The organism is Hymenobacter terricola, assembly GCF_017921975.2.
GTDB lineage: Bacteria > Bacteroidota > Bacteroidia > Cytophagales > Hymenobacteraceae > Hymenobacter > Hymenobacter terricola.
This window is the reverse complement of sequence record NZ_JAGEMO020000023.1, coordinates 47202-66490: the sequence shown is the minus strand read 5'-3', so window position 1 is coordinate 66490 and position 19289 is coordinate 47202. Positions and strand designations below refer to the sequence as shown.

9 protein-coding genes are annotated in these 19289 nt (G+C 58.7%); 6 read left to right on the top strand and 3 right to left on the bottom strand.

Annotated features, from left to right (window positions below):
• Positions 1–212: 212 nt before the first annotated feature.
• The 5 genes from J4G38_RS16495 (at position 213) to J4G38_RS16475 (ending at position 11222) form a co-directional block, all read left to right on the top strand.
• Complete coding sequence (locus tag J4G38_RS16495) at positions 213–3440, top strand: SusC/RagA family TonB-linked outer membrane protein (protein ID WP_210519590.1); 3228 nt, start codon at positions 213–215, stop codon at positions 3438–3440.
• Positions 3441–3476: 36 nt separating this feature from the next.
• Positions 3477–5144, top strand: coding sequence for a SusD/RagB family nutrient-binding outer membrane lipoprotein (locus J4G38_RS16490; RefSeq protein WP_210519588.1), 1668 nt, complete (start codon positions 3477–3479; stop codon positions 5142–5144).
• 47 nt (positions 5145–5191) lie between these two features.
• Entirely contained in the window at positions 5192–5812 is a 621-nt protein-coding gene (locus J4G38_RS16485; RefSeq protein WP_210519587.1) for a hypothetical protein, read from the top strand.
• A 544-nt stretch (positions 5813–6356) separates the two neighbouring features.
• The gene (locus tag J4G38_RS16480) at positions 6357–9518 is read left to right on the top strand and encodes a SusC/RagA family TonB-linked outer membrane protein (protein WP_226163485.1); all 3162 of its coding nucleotides are present in this window, start codon (positions 6357–6359) and stop codon (positions 9516–9518) included.
• A gap of 21 nt (positions 9519–9539) precedes the next feature.
• Entirely contained in the window at positions 9540–11222 is a 1683-nt protein-coding gene (locus J4G38_RS16475) for a RagB/SusD family nutrient uptake outer membrane protein (RefSeq protein WP_210519585.1), read from the top strand.
• Between the two features lie 242 nt (positions 11223–11464).
• On the opposite strand, the gene hslU is transcribed toward J4G38_RS16475, so the two are convergent.
• The 3 genes from hslU to lon form a co-directional block, all read right to left on the bottom strand.
• Complete coding sequence (gene hslU / locus J4G38_RS16470; protein ID WP_210519583.1) at positions 11465–12871, bottom strand: ATP-dependent protease ATPase subunit HslU; 1407 nt, start codon at positions 12869–12871, stop codon at positions 11465–11467.
• A gap of 146 nt (positions 12872–13017) precedes the next feature.
• On the bottom strand, positions 13018–14079 hold the full coding sequence (porQ, locus tag J4G38_RS16465; protein WP_226163484.1) for a type IX secretion system protein PorQ: 1062 nt from the start codon (positions 14077–14079) through the stop codon (positions 13018–13020).
• A 140-nt stretch (positions 14080–14219) separates the two neighbouring features.
• Positions 14220–16727: an endopeptidase La gene (lon, locus tag J4G38_RS16460; protein WP_210519581.1), complete on the bottom strand. Its 2508-nt coding sequence runs from the start codon at positions 16725–16727 to the stop codon at positions 14220–14222.
• Positions 16728–16991: 264 nt separating this feature from the next.
• Between lon and J4G38_RS16455 the strand changes: the two genes are divergently transcribed.
• Positions 16992–19121, top strand: coding sequence for an OmpA family protein (locus J4G38_RS16455; RefSeq protein ID WP_226163482.1), 2130 nt, complete (start codon positions 16992–16994; stop codon positions 19119–19121).
• Positions 19122–19289: the final 168 nt, after the last annotated feature.

Here is a 19289-nt window from a genome sequence, read left to right as displayed (position 1 = left end):
GTGTGCAATATCGTTTGCGACGGCATCAAGCCACTGTCGCACCCGCGAAATCAAAGCACCTCGACTATACTGGTGCCGGTGTTCTGAATGTCACCGGGGTAAAATGGGACTGTATGCTAGAAATTTTCGTCAAAAGCCGTACTTTCAACTTTTAAAATGCTACCACCCTGTTTACACTTTCCCTTTTCTCACACCCCCACTTTTTTAATTCAATGAAGAAAACCTTACTGTTGAGCCTGCTCTTGCTCTTAACCCTCGTGGGGCGGAGCTGGGCCCAAAGCCGCCCTGTTTCGGGGCGCGTCATCGATAAAAGCACAAACGAAGGCTTGCCGGGCGTTAGTGTTATTGTGAAAGGCACCACGACGGGCACCGCCACCGATGCCGACGGACGCTATGCACTGAACGTAGCCGGAGCAAGTGCCACGCTGCAGTTCAAGTTTCTGGGCTACATCACGTCCGAACAGGTTGTCGGAACGACCGAAGTCGTAAACATCTCGCTGGCTGTTGATAATAAGCAACTAGACGAAGTAACGGTAACGGCCCTGGGCATCTCGCGCGAGAAGCGCGCCCTGGGTTTTGCCGTTTCGGAAGTGAAGGCCGAGCAAGTGGTGCAAAAGTCGGAGCCGGACCTGTTGCGCACCCTGTCGGGCAAGGTTCCTGGGGTGAACATCATCAGTTCGAGCGGAGTACCGGGGGCAGCGTCACGCATCACCATCCGGGGCAATACGTCGTTTTTCGGCAACAACCAGCCGCTGTTCGTGGTGGATGGCGTGCCCTACGACAACTCCCAAACGGAATCGGATAATCCATTGTCTCACGGCGCCTCTTACTCCAGCCGGACGTCGGACGTGGACCCCAACAACATTGCCTCCATCAACGTGCTGAAGGGTGCGGCGGCGGCGGCTCTTTACGGCTCACGGGCGGCAGGTGGTGTTATTGTGATTACCACCAAAACCGGCGGTGGCGGGCAACGGGGCCCCAAAGGCATTCAGGTGGGCTACACCACGGCGTACTCTATTGAGAAGGTAGCGGGCCTGCCCGACTACCAGAACAAGTACGGTGCCGGCTCCAACTATTTGAATTCTAGCGCAAACGGTTCGTGGGGACCCGAATTTGGCAACCACGCGCAAGGCGCACCCGATTCCATTGCCCATCCGCAGGCGGGCAACGCAGATTTTGGCCTGTCAGCCAAGGCAAAAATTCCTTACAAAGCGTATCCGAACAACGTCAAGGACTTTTTCAACACCGGCCATTTGTTTGAAAACTCGGTGTCGCTGAGTAGCACCAGCGACAACTCCAGCTTTACGGCCATCATTTCGCGGGCCGACCAAACGGGTGCCATTCCAAACTCCACCTTTGTGCGGAACAACATCAGCGCCGGCGGCTCGGGCAAGTTCAACAAGCTCACGGTGAGCGGCAACGTGGCCTATACCAACACTGAGCAGAAGGGCCCGGTACTAGGCGCCAACAACCTGGCCGGTGGCAGCTCGTCGGCTTTTGCACGCACCCTGTTTCTAACCCGCAGCCTTGACCTTCAGGGCCTGCCCTACATTGACCCGGTCACCAACGCCTCGACTTTTGCCTGGCTGACGACGCAAGCCGATAACCCGCTGTGGTCGGTAGAAAACAGCATTTATACCTCGCGGGTCGACCGTGTGGTGGGCAGCGTGGGCTTGGCTTATGCCATTAAAGACTGGTTAACGGTGACGTACACCGGCGGCGTGAACACCTACACCGACTTCCGCCGCACCACTACCCGCCCCGGCTCGAATGCCTACTCCGGCGTCAGCCAGGTGCTGGAAGACAATTTCCAGAACACTGAGCTGGAGCAAACGCTCTTGGTGAACTTCAACAAGAACCTGACGGAAGACCTCAGCCTGACCGCCAGCGTGGGTCAGAATGTCAACGCGCGCAAGTTTGAGGGGGAGTCATACATCGGCCGCAACATTATTACCTTCGGCATCGACAACATCGAGAATACCACCGAGAAAAATACCAACGGCTACGCGTATTCGCAACGCCGCCTGATGGGCCTGCTGGGCAACGCGACCCTGGGCTACAAGAATTTTGCTTTTGTGACTCTGACCGGCCGCAATGACTTCTCATCGACGCTGAACAAAAACGGTGTCATCGGCAATACGGGCCGCTCGTTCTTTTATTCAAGCGCCTCGGGCTCGCTGGTACTGAACGAAGCCCTGAAGTGGGATTTGCGCTGGCTGGACCTGGCCAAGATTCGGGCAGCTTACGGCCGCGTGGGCCGCGATGCCGACCCCTACGCCTCGGGTGCCCCGGGCTACTATACCAACCCAGGCAGCGAATATCCTTTCCGCGGCATTGCAGGCATTGCCCTCAGCAACGTGGTCAACAACCCCAATCTGACCCCGGAATTCACGACGGAACTGGAGTTGGGCACTGAACTGACGATGTTCCGTGGTCGCATCTCGTTCAACGGCACGTACTACAACAAGCATTCGACCAACCAGATTGCCCCCCAGAACCTGGCGGCGGCTACGGGCTTCGGGGCCCGCATCACCAACTACGGGGAGCTCACGAACAAGGGCTTCGAAGTGGCCTTTACTGGAGTGCCCATCGAAACTTCCAACTTCCGCTGGAGCAGCACCGTCAACTACACGCGCAACCGCAACATCGTGCAAAGCCTGACGGCAGGGGTCGATACCCTCACCTTCGGCACCTATTTCGTCGGTGGCGTTCGGTCGCTGCTGGTGCCCGGCCAGCCCTACGGCGTGCTCTACGGCACCTCGGCTAAACGCGATGCTAACGGTGAATTATACGTCGACCCCTCGAACGGGCGCCTAGTGCCCGGCGGCCTGAAAATCATTGGCAATCCGAACCCCGATTACCAAATGAGCTTCATCAACCAGTTCACATACAAAGGTATTACGCTGAATACCCTGATTGACTACCGCAAGGGCGGCTCCCTGTACTCGACTACTATTCAGGAAGAGTTGGGCCGGGGCGTAACGCTCGACACCGAAGACCGTAACCGCCTGGTACTTATCAACGGGGTGCGCTATAACCGCGCCACCGGAGGGGCTCAATTGGATGCCAACGGCGTGGTGATGCGCAACAGCACCGCCATCACCGTCAACGACCTGTACTTCTCGGCGGCGGGCGTGGGCGGCGGCGCGGCTTCGAATGACTACAACGAGCAGTCCATCTACGACGCGACCACCGTGCGCCTGCGCGAAGTCACCCTCGGCTACGACCTACCCAAGACACTGCTGGGCAAAACCCCATTTAGCGTCATCAACATCTCGGTATCGGGCCGCAACCTCTATTGGTATTCGCCCAACCTGCCCAAGCACACTAACTTCGACCCCGAAACCAGCACGTACGGGGCCAGCAACCAGCAGGGCTATGAGTTTACCAATGCGCCGTCCACGAAGCGCTACGGTGTGAACCTGCGGGTGAGCTTTTAATTCTTGAATTTGGCAATTTTAGCCTCTAGCATCTATATGAAATTCCGCAAGATTTCCGCCGCGCTGGCATTGGCTACTACGCTGGTCACCGCGCCGGGCTGTAAAGACTTTTACGATGTCAACGTCAATCCTTTGTCACCGAAATCGGTGGGCCTGTATTCCCTCCTGCCCGTAACGCAGGTGAGCATGGCCTCCGACTTGGGAGATAACATCAACGGCCTGAGCCAGTACACGCAGGCGCTGATGCAGCAGTTGTACAACCCGCGCAGCATTGGCAACTTTACACAGACCGGCGACTCCTTCATCAATCCCTGGTCGGACCTGTATACCACCATGCTCGTCAATAATGAGCAGATTATTACGCAGGGCACCAAAGAGCAGCATTGGGACTACGTAGGAATTGCGCAGCTGCAAAAGGCGTATGTGTACAGCCAAATGGTAGACCTGTGGGGCGACATCCCCTACTCGGAGGCGCTGCAGGGTGCCGTGAATACCTCGCCCCGCTTCGACAAAGATTCCGAGATTTACAATGGCTCCGCCGATGGGTCCATCCAAGGCCTATTTTCGCTGATTGACGCCGGACTGGCCAATTTGGCCAAGCCATCAATCAGTACCAAACCTGCGCTGGCAACGGTTGACCTGATTTACCAGGGCTCGTTGGACAACTGGGGCCGCTTCGGCCGTACCCTCAAGCTGAAGCTGTACAACCAGCTGCGCAAAACCAACACCAACGCGGTTGTTCGCGCTCAGATAGCTCCGCTGCTGAGTGGCAACCTGATGCAAGAGGGAAGCGACTTTCAGCTGGCCTACCAAAACACCCTAAGCCCGGACAACCGCAACCCTGGCTACGTGAACGACTACGCGCCCAGCCCCGAAAACCGCATTGGCCGCTATTTCTATGAGGGGATGCTAACCCTGAACGACCCGCGCCTGCCCTACTATTTCTTCAACCAGGTGGCTCAAAACGCCGCGCCCGTGACAATGCAGGACTACGTGAGTCCGCTCGACCCGCGCTTTGTAACCGTGCGGCCCGGCTCGACGGGACAATACGTTAGCGTGGGCACCACGGCCTCAGTCCAAACCGTGCAAGGCCTGTATCCCATCGGGGGCCACTTTGATAATGGTGCGGGTGGGAAAACCAGTCCTACCCTGGGCCAGGGAGTCGCGCCCCAGCGCCTGCTTACGTACTACAGCCGCAAATACACCGAAGCCGAATTACAATTGGTGGTTCTCAATGACCCAACTGCTGCAGGCGTCGCTCTGGAAGAAGCCATAAAAGCCTCGTTCAGAAAAGTCAATGTCATTGCTGCTGCCGATGGTAGCCCCACTATCCAGGACACACTCTCTACCAGAACCCCGAGAGTACCAAGCATTGCGGCCTACGCGACGAGCGCCATGGCGCGCTACAATGCCGCCCCCAATACCGAAGAAAAGCTGGAGGTTATTATGTACGAGAAGTACGTGGCCAGCTTTGGCTACGGCGTAGACACGTACACCGACTTCCGGCGCACGGGCCACCCCCGCATCCATGTATCGCAGCAAGCGGCCGACCCCGCCCGGGGCCTGTTACCTGATGACGGCGGCACCTTATCCACTGGGGTATTTCCGCGCCGCTTGTACTACCCGGCTACCGACCTCATTCTGAATCCCAATTCCCCCAGGACGCAGAAGGACCCCAGCACCCCCATTTTCTGGGACCGCTAAGCCGTTCCGTTCTTCAATTTATTGTTTGACCTCATTTTTAAGGTTCCATGAAAAATTATCTTGCCAGCTTGCTCCTGCTTTTGGCGGTGACTGGTTCACTCTCTTCGTGCCGCGACCATAGCGTCATCCCCGAGCCCGTCAATGAGAGCATTCCGCTGATTATCCCGGAAATCAATCCCAACAAGGCGACCTTCAGTTTCAATGATGCCCGCCTGTCGGTGAGCGCCGCCGCCGCCGGCAACGTAGCCCGCCCGGTCTTCGAATTCGTAGTCAATCCATCGCAGGGGTACACGGATTTGCAAACCGTGGAAGTATACAAATGCATTCGCCGCAGCGGCGTTCTGGGCCCTCGGGTGAAGGTAACTGACCTGAACTCCTTTCCGGCCACAGTATCCATCAACAGCCAGGATGCCCTTCGTGACCTGTACGTAACTAGCCCCACTGCTTCTCTGCCGGCGCCCGTCCCCGTTCTCGCCCTTGCTTCTAGCCCAACGCAGGCCAACCGAATACTGAACAGCGATGCCGTCGTTTTCACCTTTGAATACGTGATGAAAGACGGCCGTCGCATCGTTCTCACGCCACTTTCGACTGCGGATGGCTCGGTTGGCGCACCTACGGGCGCGCAGACCAATGCTCCGCTGGCCGCAGTTGCAACATTTAAAATCTAGATAACGGGTAGTTGGCCAAGCCACAGCACGGGCATCCCAACTTTATCAGTCGGCCACTTGAACGGCTTTTCTTTGCCCCGCTCGGGGGCCGAATTGTAAAATCGGGTCACCACAGCAGCTTTATAGCAGCTACGCTCTTTACAGCGCGTATGTGATAAGGGCAAAGTGAAGCAGAGGTTGGGGGCAAGCACCCGCCTTTTGCCAAAACCCAAAAAATAAATGGCGGGCCGTTTGGATGTGACAATCCGAACGGCCCGCCATTTATTTTTTGGGCTTTATATTGTTTCAACGCATGTTGTTTGGGTTTACTTCCTTGCTGCTCTGGCTTTAAGCTTAGTTGCTGCTCGGTATGAGCCGTGCCCTTGCAAAAGCTAAATAGCATGCCGCCTGGCTTTTACTCTTCATTAAAACGATACATTGTTTACCAAATTCGAAATTACAGCCTACAAAAGCTGTCATTTATGTTCTAATGCGACATTACTCCCTTATTTTTGACAATGCTTAAAACCTATACCCCCACTTTTTCCATCTAAAGCTCTCTTACATGAAAAAAATATTACTCATGAGTCTGGTACTCATGTTCACCCTTTTCCACGGAGCAATGGCGCAGACGCGCACAATCTCCGGGCGGGTGACAGACCAGCGAACCAGCGAAGGGCTGCCCGGCGTAACGGTGCTGGTGAAAGGCACCACCAACGGTGCTTCGACGAATTCCGACGGGGCTTTCACGCTTGGCGTGCCAGAAACTGGCGGTACGCTGGTATTCAGCTCGGTTGGTTACATCAGCCAGGAGCGTGCTATTGGCAGTGAGTCTACTTTCACCATGGCGCTGGCCGTTGATGTGAAGCAGCTTAACGAGGTAGTGGTAACGGGCTACGGCACGCAGGAGCGGCGCGACCTGACCGGCTCCATAGCCACGGTGCAGGGCGAAGCCATTGCGGATTTGGCAACACCGAGCTTTGCGCAGCAGCTGGCTGGGCGGGCCGCTGGCGTGAATGTTCAGACGCCAACCGGCTTGCTCGGGCAGCAGCCCCGTATCCAGATTCGGGGTACCAACTCCATCTCCTCGGGCACTTACCCGCTGGTGGTGGTAGATGGTCAGCCCATTTTCACGGGCAATACCAGTGCGTTTGCCAATGGCTCAAACGCGTTGGCGGACATTAACCCCAATGACATCGAGTCGTACGAAGTGCTGAAAGACGGTTCGGCCACTGCTATTTACGGTTCGCGGGCGGCCAACGGCGTTATCCTTATCACCACCAAGCGTGGTCGTAAAGGCAAAGCCAATGTTACGTATGACACCTACCTCGGCGTAGCCAAAACCCTGAAGCGCTACGATGTGCTTGGAGCGGCTGACTTTATCAACATCAGCAACGAGAAGGAACGCAACGCAGGCGGACCGGGCACCATCGCGGCGGCTTTTAATGACAGCAACGGCAATCCGGTGAGCACCAACTGGCAGGATGAAATCTTCCGCACGGGCTTTCAGCAAAACCATGTGGTGTCGGTATCGGGCGCAACCGACAAAACCAATTATTACTTCTCGGGCGGTTTCACCGACCAGACCGGCGTTATCAAAGCCAACTCGCTGCAACGCTTCAGCTTCCGCTCAAACCTTGATTCGGAAGTAAAGAGCTGGCTGAAGGTTGGGATGACGCTCGGCCTGAGCCGCACGCAAACCCTGGGCCTGAACACGGCGGTGAATACTCTGTCTGGCAACGTTGCCAACGCACTGGTGCTGCTGCCCAACGTGCCAGCCCGCAACCCCGACGGTACTCCCTACTCCAATGCCGCTGGTGCCCTGGGCCAGGGTAGCAACAAAGCAGGTATTTCCTTTGCTTACCCCAACATCATTTTCCCGCTCGAGAATAATATCTACCGCTCCCTAAGCTACCGCATTCTGGGCAGTGGCTACCTCGAAGTAGAGCCCGTGAAGCATCTGCGCCTGCGCTCGCAAATGGGCACCGACACCCAGTTGCAAGATGACTTCCAGTACCTTGACCCCCGCCAAGGCGATGGCAAGGGTCCGAACGGGTCGGTATTTCAGTCGTTCAGCCCCAGCATTCGCTGGAACTTCATCAACACCGCCACCTACAACAACGTCATTGGTGAAGACCACAAAATCAACGTAGTAGTGGGTGCCGAATACCAGAAAACCACTACGTCCTACTACCAGGCGCAGGGTACCGGCCTTTCTGACCGGACCTTGGGCCAGAATGGTATCATCAGCTCCACAATTTCCACCCCCACGGTTTACGGTGACTTTCTGGAAAATGGCCTGCAATCGTACTTTGGCCGCTTAAACTACTCGTTTAAAGACCGTTACCTGCTTAGCTTCACACTGCGTTCGGATGAGCTTTCGTCGCTGCCCACGGCAACCCGCCGCCATGCTTACCCCGGTGGGTCGCTGGGCTGGCGCATATCGGAAGAAGGCTTTTTCAAGAACTCGTCGCTGGTCAACGTCTGGAATGATTTCAAACTCCGCGGTTCGTACGCTTCGGTTGGCAACACCAACATTGGCTATTTTCCCTACGTGGGCTACTACCAGCCGGCCCAGTACGCTTCGCAGCCCGGCATCAGCTACGGGCAGTTCGGCAACGACCAGCTGAAGTGGGAAACCTCGAAGAAACAGGATTACGGCGTTGACCTCGGCTTCTTCAAGGGCCGCCTCAATGTATCGGCCGACTACTACCGCAACGATATTGACGGGCTGATTCTGGCAGTGCGTACGCCCCTTTCGGTCGGTATTCCCAACAACTCGTCCTACAATGCTAACGTGGGGGCCATGTACAACCAGGGCTTCGAGCTGACAGTGGGCACGCAAAACATTCACAACGAGAATTTTACCTGGTCGTCAAACTTTAACTTTTCGACGAACAAGAACCGTGTTACCGCGCTTAGCAACAACGAAGACCTTCTCTTCACCTACAACGTCACACGTGTGGGCGAGTCGGTTGGTTCGCTCTATGGCTACGACTACCGCGGGGTAAACCAAGCCAACGGCAGCCCCATCTACAGTCGTCTCGATGGCGTTCTCGTGCAGGGCAGCACCGCATCATCAGGTACTACGGCCAGCCGCTACTACCTCTACGACGCCGCTAACCCGGGCGCGGCCTTTGTTAACCCCGCCCCTGGCGTTACTAACGCTAACCTGAGCTCGTTGACGGCCGCCGATAAAATCGTGCTGGGCCAAACCAATCCGAGCATTTTCGGTGGCCTCGACAACAACATCACTTACAAAGGCTTCGACCTGGATGTGTTTGTGCGCTACAGCCTCGGAAACAAGCTGATGAACATCACGCGCCAGCAATTGCTGCGCACGGACTTTCTCAACAACAGCACCGAAATCCTGACTCGCTGGCAGAATCCCGGCGACCAGACCGACGTGCCCCGCATCGCATCGGGCAACAGCGGTTTTGTGAACCAGGACGGCAGCGGCTCGTCGCGGTTTGTAGAAAGTGGTAATTTCCTGCGGATGCAGAACATTACCCTGGGCTACAGCCTGCCCGCGCGCTTGCTAGGTCCCACTACGCTGAGCCGGGTACGGGTATTCGTACAAGCCCAGAACGTGTTCACCGTCACCAAGTACAGAGGTGTTGACCCGGAAGTAAACAACTCCCCCACCTCGAACAACACAACGGGGGTTGATTACAACAGCAACCCGCAGCAGCGTGTGTTCACGGGCGGCGTCAACGTAGCCTTCTAATTTCTAAATCTTGCTATTTTCATGAAGAACATATTCAACATAATTGCCGGCAGCCGCCAGCGGGTTCTGGCAGTGGCATTTACCGCCACTTTGGGCCTGGGAGCCTGCCAGGTAACGGACCTGCAACCGAAAGATGTGCTTTCGGAGACAGCCGTTTACAACGACCCTGCTCGCATTGCGCTGGCCGTGGCCGGTGTTTATAACTCTGCCCAATCGGGTTTTTACGACCCTTTGAATGGCACCGCGTTAGGTGTTCGCGGCTATCCTTTTGGCGCGGCCTCGATTGACCTGGGCGATGCTAGAGGCGAAGATGTGACCGATATGCTTGGCTTCTTTGGCATCGTGTTTTCGAACACCGTGACGACGGCTAGCCCGAACATCGTCAATATGTGGTCGAACTGCTATGCCGTGGCAAACCAAGCCAACGTAACCATAGAGGGCGTTCGGAAAGCTGCTGCGGCCGGGGTTATCACCGCCGCCGATGCCGCCGCTTATGAAGGCGAGTTGCGGTTTCTGCGGGCGCTGGCCCACCATGAACTGGTGCTGAACTATTCGCGGCCCTTTGCCGAAAATAACGGCAGCAGTCCCGGGGTGCCATATCGCGACGTTCCGGTAAACACCATTGCCGGTCTGGAGCTGGCTAAATCGCAAGGCCGCGGCACCGTAGCCGATGATTATGCCAAAATTCTGGCCGACCTCGACTTCGCCGAAGCAAACCTGCCCGTAACCCGCACACTGGCAATTACGCCCGCCCCGCCGGCCCCATCGGTAACGCGGGCTACCAAAGGCGCGGCAATTGCTCTGAAGCAACGCATCCGGTTGCACCAGGCTAACTGGGCCGAATTGGTTAGGGAAGGCAGCAAGCTCATTACGGGCACGACCACCTTCACGAGCCCGGCACCATTTGGGGGCGCAACGGCACAGTACCAGTTGATGCCCACGCAACGCGCTGCTTTTCCTGGTGGACCAGTTGCTACGGCAGAAAGCATCTTTTCAATTGAAAACAGTACCGCTGATAACACGGGTGTAAACGGCGGCCTGTCGAGCGTATTTGCCACCACCACCATCAACGGCCGCTCCTTGCTCGGGGTCAGCCCTATTCTCTACAATGCGCCTTTCTTCACCTGCGCAGACCTGCGCCGCACCGCAATGATGGTGGCTAACCCGGCCGCTCCGGCGTGCTACGTCATCAGAAAGTACACCGACCCCGCTAACAACTCTGATTTCGCGCCCATCATCCGCTACGCGGAGGTGCTGCTGAACCAAGCCGAAGCGCTGGCCCGCACTGGTAATAGCCCCTTGGCCCTTAGCCTACTGAATGCCGTGCGCAACCGCTCGGTAACAACTGCTGCTGACCAATTCGCTGCCGGCTCACTTACCGGAAATGCCTTGGTTCAGGCCATTCTAAACGAGCGTCGCATTGAGTTTGTGGGCGAAGGCAAACGCTGGGGCGATATCTCACGCCTTTCGTCCGAGGCCGCATTTGCTCCCATTCCAGGGGGTGGCATCCCGGCCAAGTTTTATGGCAACCTGGGCAGTAGCCAGGTTTCGCTGGCACGTTATTCCTGCGGCAATACCGGCTTGCTCACGGGCCAGCTGGTATCGGCTACGCCAGCCAATTCCACTCAGTTTCTGTGGCCTATCCCGGCCCTTGAGGTTGGCAGCAACCCCACGTTAGCCGCTCAGCAAAACCCTGGTTACTAACTGATTAACAATTCAATAAAAAGCCCTGGCCAATTGGCCTTGTCCTTACCCAAAACGCAAACGCCCTTCCGGCCATGTGGCTGGAAGGGCGTTTGCGCGGTTGCCTATCCGGTTTGCCGCTTTTCAAGCGGGGTCAGCCAGCAAAAAAGGGCCTTGGCGTTAACTCGGGAAGTCGGAAAAAGAGTTGGGTAAGGACAAGGCCAATTGGCCGGGGCTTTTCTGCATTAAAAACCAAACCGCCACTATAGAATATACTGGCTCAAATCGCGGTTTTTCACCATGCCGGCCAGGCGCTCGTCCACCAGGGCGGCGGTGATGAGGATGTGGGCGTTGGCCCCAATCTTGTCCGGTACGTCGTAGAGGATGTCGTTGAGCAAGCGGCTCATGACGGTGTGCAGGCGGCGGGCCCCGATGTTTTCGACCTCTGAGTTTACCTCGAAGGCAATTTCAGCCAAGCGCTCCAGGGCCGCGTCATCGAAGGTTAGCTCGACTTCCTCGGCTTTGAGCAGGGCCTCGTATTGCTTGGTGAGGGCATTTTTGGGCTCTTTGAGGATGTGGTAGAAGTCTTCCTTGGTGAGGCTTTGCAGCTCGACGCGGATGGGGAAACGGCCTTGCAGCTCGGGAATAAGGTCCGAAGGCTTGCTGACGTGGAAGGCGCCGGCGGCGATGAACAGGATGTGGTCGGTGTTGACGATGCCATACTTGGTGTTCACGGCCGAGCCTTCCACGATGGGCAGCAGGTCGCGCTGCACGCCCTGGCGGCTCACGTCGGGGCCACCGCCGCCGTTTTTGCCGCCGCTGCTGGCTACTTTGTCAATTTCGTCGATAAAGATGATGCCGGCGTTTTCAGCCTGGCGCACGGCTTCGTCCTTCACCTCGTCCATGTCGATGAGTTTGGCGGCTTCCTCGTCGAGGAGCAGCTTGCGGGCCTCGGCCACGGTCACTTTGCGCTTGCGGGTTTTCTTAGGCATCATGTTCCCCAGCATGTCCTGCAGGCCGGAAAGCGTGCCTTCGTCCATGCCGGGAGGCGCCCCCATGATGCCCACGCTGGGACCGGACTGCGCTACCTGAATCTCGATTTTGCGGTCTTCGAGCTCGCCGTTTTTAATTTTCTGGCGGAACCGCTCGCGGGTACGCTCGTTCAGTTCGGCATCCGACTGCGGCATGTCGTCCCCTCCCCCACTGCCAAAGCCAACGCCGGCTTTGGTACCGGCGGGCCGGGGCATGGCGGGAATCAGAGCGTCGAGAATCAATTCCTCCACAGCGTCGGCGGCCTGAGCTTTCACGGCTTCCTGGCGGCGGGCTTTCACGCGGTTGAACGACTGCTCGGCGAGGTCGCGCACCATGCTTTCCACGTCGCGGCCCACATAGCCCACTTCGGTGAACTTGCTGGCCTCTACTTTCACAAAGGGCGCGTCGGCGAGGTGGGCCAGGCGACGGGCAATTTCGGTTTTGCCCACGCCGGTGGCCCCAATCATCAGAATGTTGTTGGGCACTATTTCGGCCTGCATGTCGAGCGGGGCGTGCAGGCGGCGCCAGCGGTTGCGCAGGGCAATGGCGACGTGGCGCTTGGCCTCGTGCTGGCCGATGATGTACTTATCGAGTTCGGCCACAATCTGGGCCGGGGTTAGGAAATCTTGGTTGAGCATGGGAAGTGTACGGAAAACAGGGAGCAAAAGAACGTCATGCTGAGCTTGCCGAAGCGTCTCTGCCGCAGTACTAAATGTGATTAGTGGCGCGGTGGAGATGCTTCGGCTCCGCTCAGCATGACGTTCTGGTCGTGTATGAGTATAGGCTATTCCTTCTTCTTGAACAGCGAATCCAGGTTGCGCGACAGCGTGAAGTATTCGCTGGAGCCCGCTGCCTGCAGCGTGGCGTGGGTGTAGTCAATCTGAAACGTGCTGATTTTGAGCATCACGCCAAAGCTCAGGCCGGCGCTGCCGCTGGTATTGTCCAGGCGCAGTTCGCGGCGCTGAAGGTGGTTATAGCCCACCCGGATATTCAGGCCTTTGCCCAGGACCAGGGCCGCGCTGGCGGTGAAGTGCCGGGCCAGGTTGTCGCCGAAGCTTTTGGTGGGCTTCTTCTCCACGTTGTTGGCATCGAGGGTGCCGCGCTGGTTGGGGTCGAGGTACTGAATATCCCACATTTGCAGGTGGTGCGCGGTGAGGGAGAAGCGCAGCGGCATGTGTTCCGGTTTCACGGTGGCCCCTAGCTGCACATCAAGCGGCAGGGGCCCGCGGTCCGTGCCGGGGTAGGGCGAGAACTGATAGCCAGCGTTTTTCACGGCCAGGCCCGCCGTAAAATCGGCCGTGGGGTGCTTGTACACCACGCCCGCGTCGCCCACGCCCGCCAGCGAGCGGCTGCCTGCAATGCTGCTCACGGCCACCTTGGTAGTGACGCCAAACGTGAATTTGCCCTTGGTGTAGGAGTCCGTCACGCCCACCGTGTACTCGTTCACGCCGAATGTACCCAGGCTGTTGCCGGCCGCGTCATAGCTCTCGAAATCGCCGTAGTTGAGGTAGGTGACGCCAATGCCGAAGCGCCCGGCCTTCTTGGTATTGAAGACGTAGGCCGCAGTGCTCTGTTTGATATCGGCCAGATACGCCACGTAGCTTAGCGCCAGGCGGCCGTCCATATCCGGGTTCAGCAGGGCCGGATTGCCGTACAACATGGTTGGGTCGTCGTTGCGGGCCGACACGCTCATGCCGCCCAAAGCCGCCAACTGCGCACTCGGCGGCAGGTCCAGAAACGGAAATACCGCCCGCCCGCCAAGCTGCTGCGCGGCGGCCGGCCGCAACCCCATCACTCCCAACAAAAGGCCAAAACCGGCTACCCGGCGCGCGGAAAACTGCTTCATATAGCTAAGGTAACGGGTGTAGAATATGCTTCAGCTTGTTCCCGACAGAACGGCCGCAGCCTGCGAACTACTTAACGCCGATTAGGGCGCTAAAGTATTCCTCATGTTCTGTACCGGAACAAGCCAAAGCATGTTTTTACCTACTGTACTTCCACGCTGGGGCCGGCCACGGGCACGGGCTCGTCGCGTACGGGCAGCTTTTGGGGGTGCGGCACCAGCTCATCGAGCAGGGCCACGCGCAGCACATCGTCCACACGGTCGGCATAATGAATGGTGAGGCCCTTGAGGTAGTCCTCCTGGATTTCCTCAATGTCCTTGCGGTTTTTGGGACAGAGAATAATGTCCTTCATGCCGGCGCGGCGAGCGGCCAGCAGCTTTTCCTTGATGCCGCCCACGGGCAACACCTTGCCGCGCAGCGTGATTTCGCCGGTCATGGCGAGGCGCGGGCGCACCCGGCGCTGGGTGAAGGCCGAGGCCATGCTGGTAAAAATGGCAATGCCGGCGCTGGGTCCGTCCTTGGGCACAGCGCCCTCGGGGAAGTGAATGTGCAGGTCGTACTGCTCAAACAAGCGGTAATCGATGCCGATTTCGTCGGCCCGCGAGCGCAGGTAGGACAAGGCTGTGATGGCCGATTCCTTCATCACGTCGCCCAGCTGGCCGCTGAGCGTGAGCTTGCCCCGGCCCCGGCTCAGCAGGCTTTCCACGAACAGAATATCGCCGCCCACCGAGGTCCAGGCCAGGCCCGTCACCACGCCGGCGGTGTCGTTGTCCTGGTACTGGTCGCGGTCGAAGATGGCCGCGCCGAGGATTTTGCGGATTTCGGAGGGCTCCATCACGGCGGGCAGGGGCTCTTTGCCGGCCTTGCGGCGGGCCAGGTTGCGGGTCACGGCGGCCAACTTGCGCTCCAGGCCGCGCACGCCCGATTCCCGGGTGTAGTCATCGGCCACGCGGTGCAGGGCGGCGTCGGTGATTTTCACCTCGGCTTCGCCCAGGCCGTGCTCTTTGAGCTGCTTGGGCCAGAGGTGCTTGCGGGCAATCTGCACTTTCTCCTCCTGCGTGTAGCCGGTGAGGTCGATGATTTCCATCCGGTCGCGCAGGGCGGGCTGGATGGTGTCAAGCGAGTTGGCCGTGGCGATAAACAGGACCTTGCTCAGGTCGTATTCCACCTCCAGGTAGTTGTCGGTGAAGGTGGCGTTCTGCTCGGGGTCCAGCACTTCGAGCAGGGCCGAGCTGGGGTCGCCGCGGAAGTCGCTGCTCACCTTATCAATCTCATCGAGAATGATGACGGGGTTCGACACGCCCACTTTCTTAATCTGGGCAATAATGCGGCCGGGCATGGCCCCCACGTAGGTTTTGCGGTGCCCGCGAATCTCGGCTTCGTCGCGCACCCCACCCAGGCTCATGCGGATGTACTTGCGGCCCATAGCGGCGGCAATGCTGCGGCCCAGGCTGGTTTTGCCCACGCCGGGAGGGCCGTACAGGCACAAAATCGGCGCTTTCAAATCCTGCTTCAGCTTGAGCACGGCGAGGTATTCGAGGATGCGCTCCTTCACCTTTTCGAGGCCGAAATGGTCGGCGTCAAGGATTTTTTTGGTCTGTTTGAGGTTGAATTTATCCTTGGTGTACTCGCCCCAGGGCAGGTCCAGCATAAATTCGACGTAGTTCATGCTCACCGAATAATCGGGGGCCATGGGGTTGGTGCGGGCCAGCTTCTCCATCTCCTTTTTGAAGTGGAGCGCCACGGCTTCGGGCCATTTTTTGGTTTCGGCGCGGGCGCGCAGGCGGTGCACGTCTTCGTCGGGGCCGTCCTGGCCCAGCTCGTCCTGCAGGGTTTTGAGCTGCTGGCGCAGGAAATACTCGCGCTGCTGGGCATCAATCCCGGTGTGGGTTTTGGAGCGGATGTCCTGCTTGATTTCGAGCAGCTCGGCCTGGCTGAGCAGGGCTTCAAGGAGCTGGCGGGCCTGCTGCTCGGGGTCGGCCAGTGCCAGAAGGCGCTGTTTGGCGGGCAGGTCGAGCTGCACGTTGGAGGACAGGAAGTGCGTGAGGAAAGCCGGCGACTGAATGCCGTCGAGCATGGCCCGGGCTTCCATCGGAATCTCGGGCGTGAGCTCCAGCACCTTGGTGGCGGCTTCGCGCAGGGCTTGCAGCAGGCCGAACTCGCCCGGAATATCCGGGTTCAGGGCCACTTCGTTGAAGTAGCTCACCCGCGCCACCAGAGGCGTGAACGAGAGCTGCTCTTCGACGGTGAAGCGCACCTGGCCTTGCAGGATGATGGTAATCTGGCCATCGGGCTGTTCCAGCAGCTTCAGAATGCGGGCCAGGGTGCCCACGGGGTGCAGCTCGTCGGTAGTGGGCTCGTCGGCGTCGGGATTTTGCTGGGCCACCACGCCGAGGAGCTTGTCGGCGGCGTAGGCTTTGCGCACCAGCTTCACGCTTTTTTTGCGGGTGACGGTGACCGGCAGCACCACGCCCGGAAACAGGACGGTGTTGCGCACCGGCAGCAACGGCAGCGTGGGCGGGGCGTCGTCGCCGCGCAGGAGGTGGTCGGGGTCGGCGGCCATAATGGCGATGGCTTCGGGTTGAGAATTGGAGTCGCTGAGGGCCCGCAACGGGGACGCAGAGGAGGAGAAAGCAGATGCCAGACGCATGTACGAGAGTAAAGCCAGAAGCAACGGCGGCGGGTGCCAGATTGGCAGCCCGCCGCCTCAGGAAACAAGAGGTACAAGATACGTCCCCCCGCTGCGTTTGGCCTTCAAGGGCCGTGCCAGCGGCGGCGGGCCGCCAAAGCGGCGCACTCTGAGCAAGCCATACCCCGCAAAATCGCTAAATTGTTGGCAACTTGCGCAACTTATTCTTTCATTACTCTACTAATGCCCTTTTTATTGCGTCGGTGTTCGTTTCTCTTCTTGCTCGTGTTGCTGGGAATGACCGCCGCGCCGTGCGCCCACGCCCAGCGCCGGCCCACGAAACGCATTCCGGCCGCCGCCTCGCCCTCGGCCGATACCACCAGCGGTGGGGCTTCGGCGGCGCCTAAGAAATCGATTGCGAAGCCAGCGGCTAAATCAGGCCTTGGCAATCAGCCGGCTGGCACTCCCAAGCCCGCCATCGCGCCCGGCACCTACCGGGTGCGCGGCCTCAACAGCCGGGTGAGCCGCAAGCTGCACCTGCGGCCCGACGGCACGCCCGATTTCGTGAACATCAACCGCTATCCGTTTTACGAGGACAAAAAGGCCCTGCGCGCCATTGCCAAGGCTGAGCGCCGCCGCCAATACCACCAGACCCGGCTGCTGCTGGAGGACTACGTGGCGCGGTTTGGGCCCACCAATTTTGCCAGGAACACCGACATGCTCTGGCGCCTGGGCCAGCTGCTGGAACGCGACAGCCAATCGGTGAAAGCCAAGGCGTACTACCGCCTGGCCCTGAAGCACAGCCGCGCCAGCAACAAAGGCGTGCAGCTGTACTACGACTCGCTGGAAGCGAAGAACAAGGACCTGTACGTGCCCCTGAAAACGTACTACGACCTGGTAGAGTACCGCAAAAACCTCAACACCTTCCACCCGCCCAAGGGCGTGTACACGAGCATGGGCGACGCCATCAACAGCAAGGCGCCGGACTACGGGCCGGCCCTGGCCGGCAACGATTCGCTGCTGCTGTTCAGCAGCAAGCGCAAACGGCGCGGCCTGACCGGCGTGGTGGACGAGGACCTGTACACTTCGCACCGGGAAGGCGTGAGCTGGACCGATGCCGAGCCGCTGCCCAAGCCCATCAACTCGCCCAACAACGAGGGCTCGGCCTGCCTGAGCAAAGACGGGCGCACCATCTACTTCGCCCGCTGCGAGTGCGCCACCTGCCACGGCAACTGCGACCTGTTCACGGCCACGCGCGGAAAGGACGGCAAGTGGAGCACGCCCAAAAGCCTGGGGATGCTGGTGAATTCGCCGGCCTGGGACTCGCAGCCCACGCTCTCGCAGGGCGAGGACACGCTGTATTTCGCCTCGGACCGGCTGGGGGGCTTTGGGTTGTCCGACATTTATTACACCCACAAGCTGAAGAACGGGCAGTGGAGCGCGGCCGAAAACGTGGGGCCGGTTATTAATACCCGCGAGAACGAGGTGAGCCCGTTTTATCATCCGCTGTATCACGTGCTGTACTTCAGCTCGCGGGGGCAGCTGCTGAATTTTGGCGACTTCGACATCTACAAAACCTACAAGGTGGGCGGCCGCTGGCAGGAGCCCAAAAACATTGGCCCGCTGGTGAACGGCAAGGGCTCGGAATATTATTTCACGATAGACCGCGAAAGCAAAAACCTCTACTACGCCCGCTCCGAGGCCCAGGACTTGAACAACCTGGACCTTTATTCCTTCCCGCTGCCGATGGAAGCCCAGCCCCTGGCCACCACCAAAGTAGAGGGCACCCTCATCGATTCGGTGAGCAGCAAGCCGCTGAAGGGCATTGTGAGCATCATTGACACCGATAACGGCATTGAGGTGGCCAGCAAGTTTATCCGGCCCGATGGCACGTTCGACTTCGAGCTGATTGAGGGCTCGCACTATGCCATGCTGATTCAGAGCCCTGATTTTTTCAGCGTCGAAAAGCAGTTTGCGCTCAAGGGTGACACGGTGATGACCCTGCTCACGAACAGCATCGACTACAAGCTGCCACTCATTTTCCGGAACCTGGAGTTTGAGCAGGGCAAGGCCACGGTGCTGGCCAATATGCATCCCACGCTCGACCGCATCGCGCTGTTTCTGGTGGACCACCCCACGTTCCGGCTCAGCATCGCGGGCCACACCGACAGCAGCGGCGACCCCGACGTGAACGAGAAGCTCTCGCAGGACCGGGCCGAGGAAATCCGCCACTACATCGAGCGCAAGGGCAAGCTCCAGCCCAACCGCATCGAAAGCTTCGGCTACGGCTCCACCAAGCCCCTCAAGGACGAGCTGACCGATGCCGACGCCAGGGTGAACCGCCGGGTGGAGTTCAAGCTCATGAAGCCCGAAGGGGCCGACAAGCCGGCCGACGGCGGCGGGGACTGGAAGTAAGGCCAGCTCGATGGGCACTTTGGGATACTCAAGAGGCACTCGAGCTTGCTCAAGAGGCACTTTTGCTATCTCAAAGGACACTTTTGCCTCCTCAAGAAGCAGTCGGAGCATCTCATAGGCCACTTTTGCTTGCTCGTAGGCAATAAGTGAATGCTCATAAGGCACTTT

Coding starts and splice junctions, on each gene's coding strand:
- J4G38_RS16495 (WP_210519590.1), top strand. CDS start 213: ATGAAGAAAACCTTACTGTTGAGCCTGCTCTTGCTCTTAACCCTCGTG.
- J4G38_RS16490 (WP_210519588.1), top strand. CDS start 3,477: ATGAAATTCCGCAAGATTTCCGCCGCGCTGGCATTGGCTACTACGCTG.
- J4G38_RS16485 (WP_210519587.1), top strand. CDS start 5,192: ATGAAAAATTATCTTGCCAGCTTGCTCCTGCTTTTGGCGGTGACTGGT.
- J4G38_RS16480 (WP_226163485.1), top strand. CDS start 6,357: ATGAAAAAAATATTACTCATGAGTCTGGTACTCATGTTCACCCTTTTC.
- J4G38_RS16475 (WP_210519585.1), top strand. CDS start 9,540: ATGAAGAACATATTCAACATAATTGCCGGCAGCCGCCAGCGGGTTCTG.
- hslU (WP_210519583.1), bottom strand. CDS start 12,871: ATGCTCAACCAAGATTTCCTAACCCCGGCCCAGATTGTGGCCGAACTC.
- porQ (WP_226163484.1), bottom strand. CDS start 14,079: ATGAAGCAGTTTTCCGCGCGCCGGGTAGCCGGTTTTGGCCTTTTGTTG.
- lon (WP_210519581.1), bottom strand. CDS start 16,727: ATGCGTCTGGCATCTGCTTTCTCCTCCTCTGCGTCCCCGTTGCGGGCC.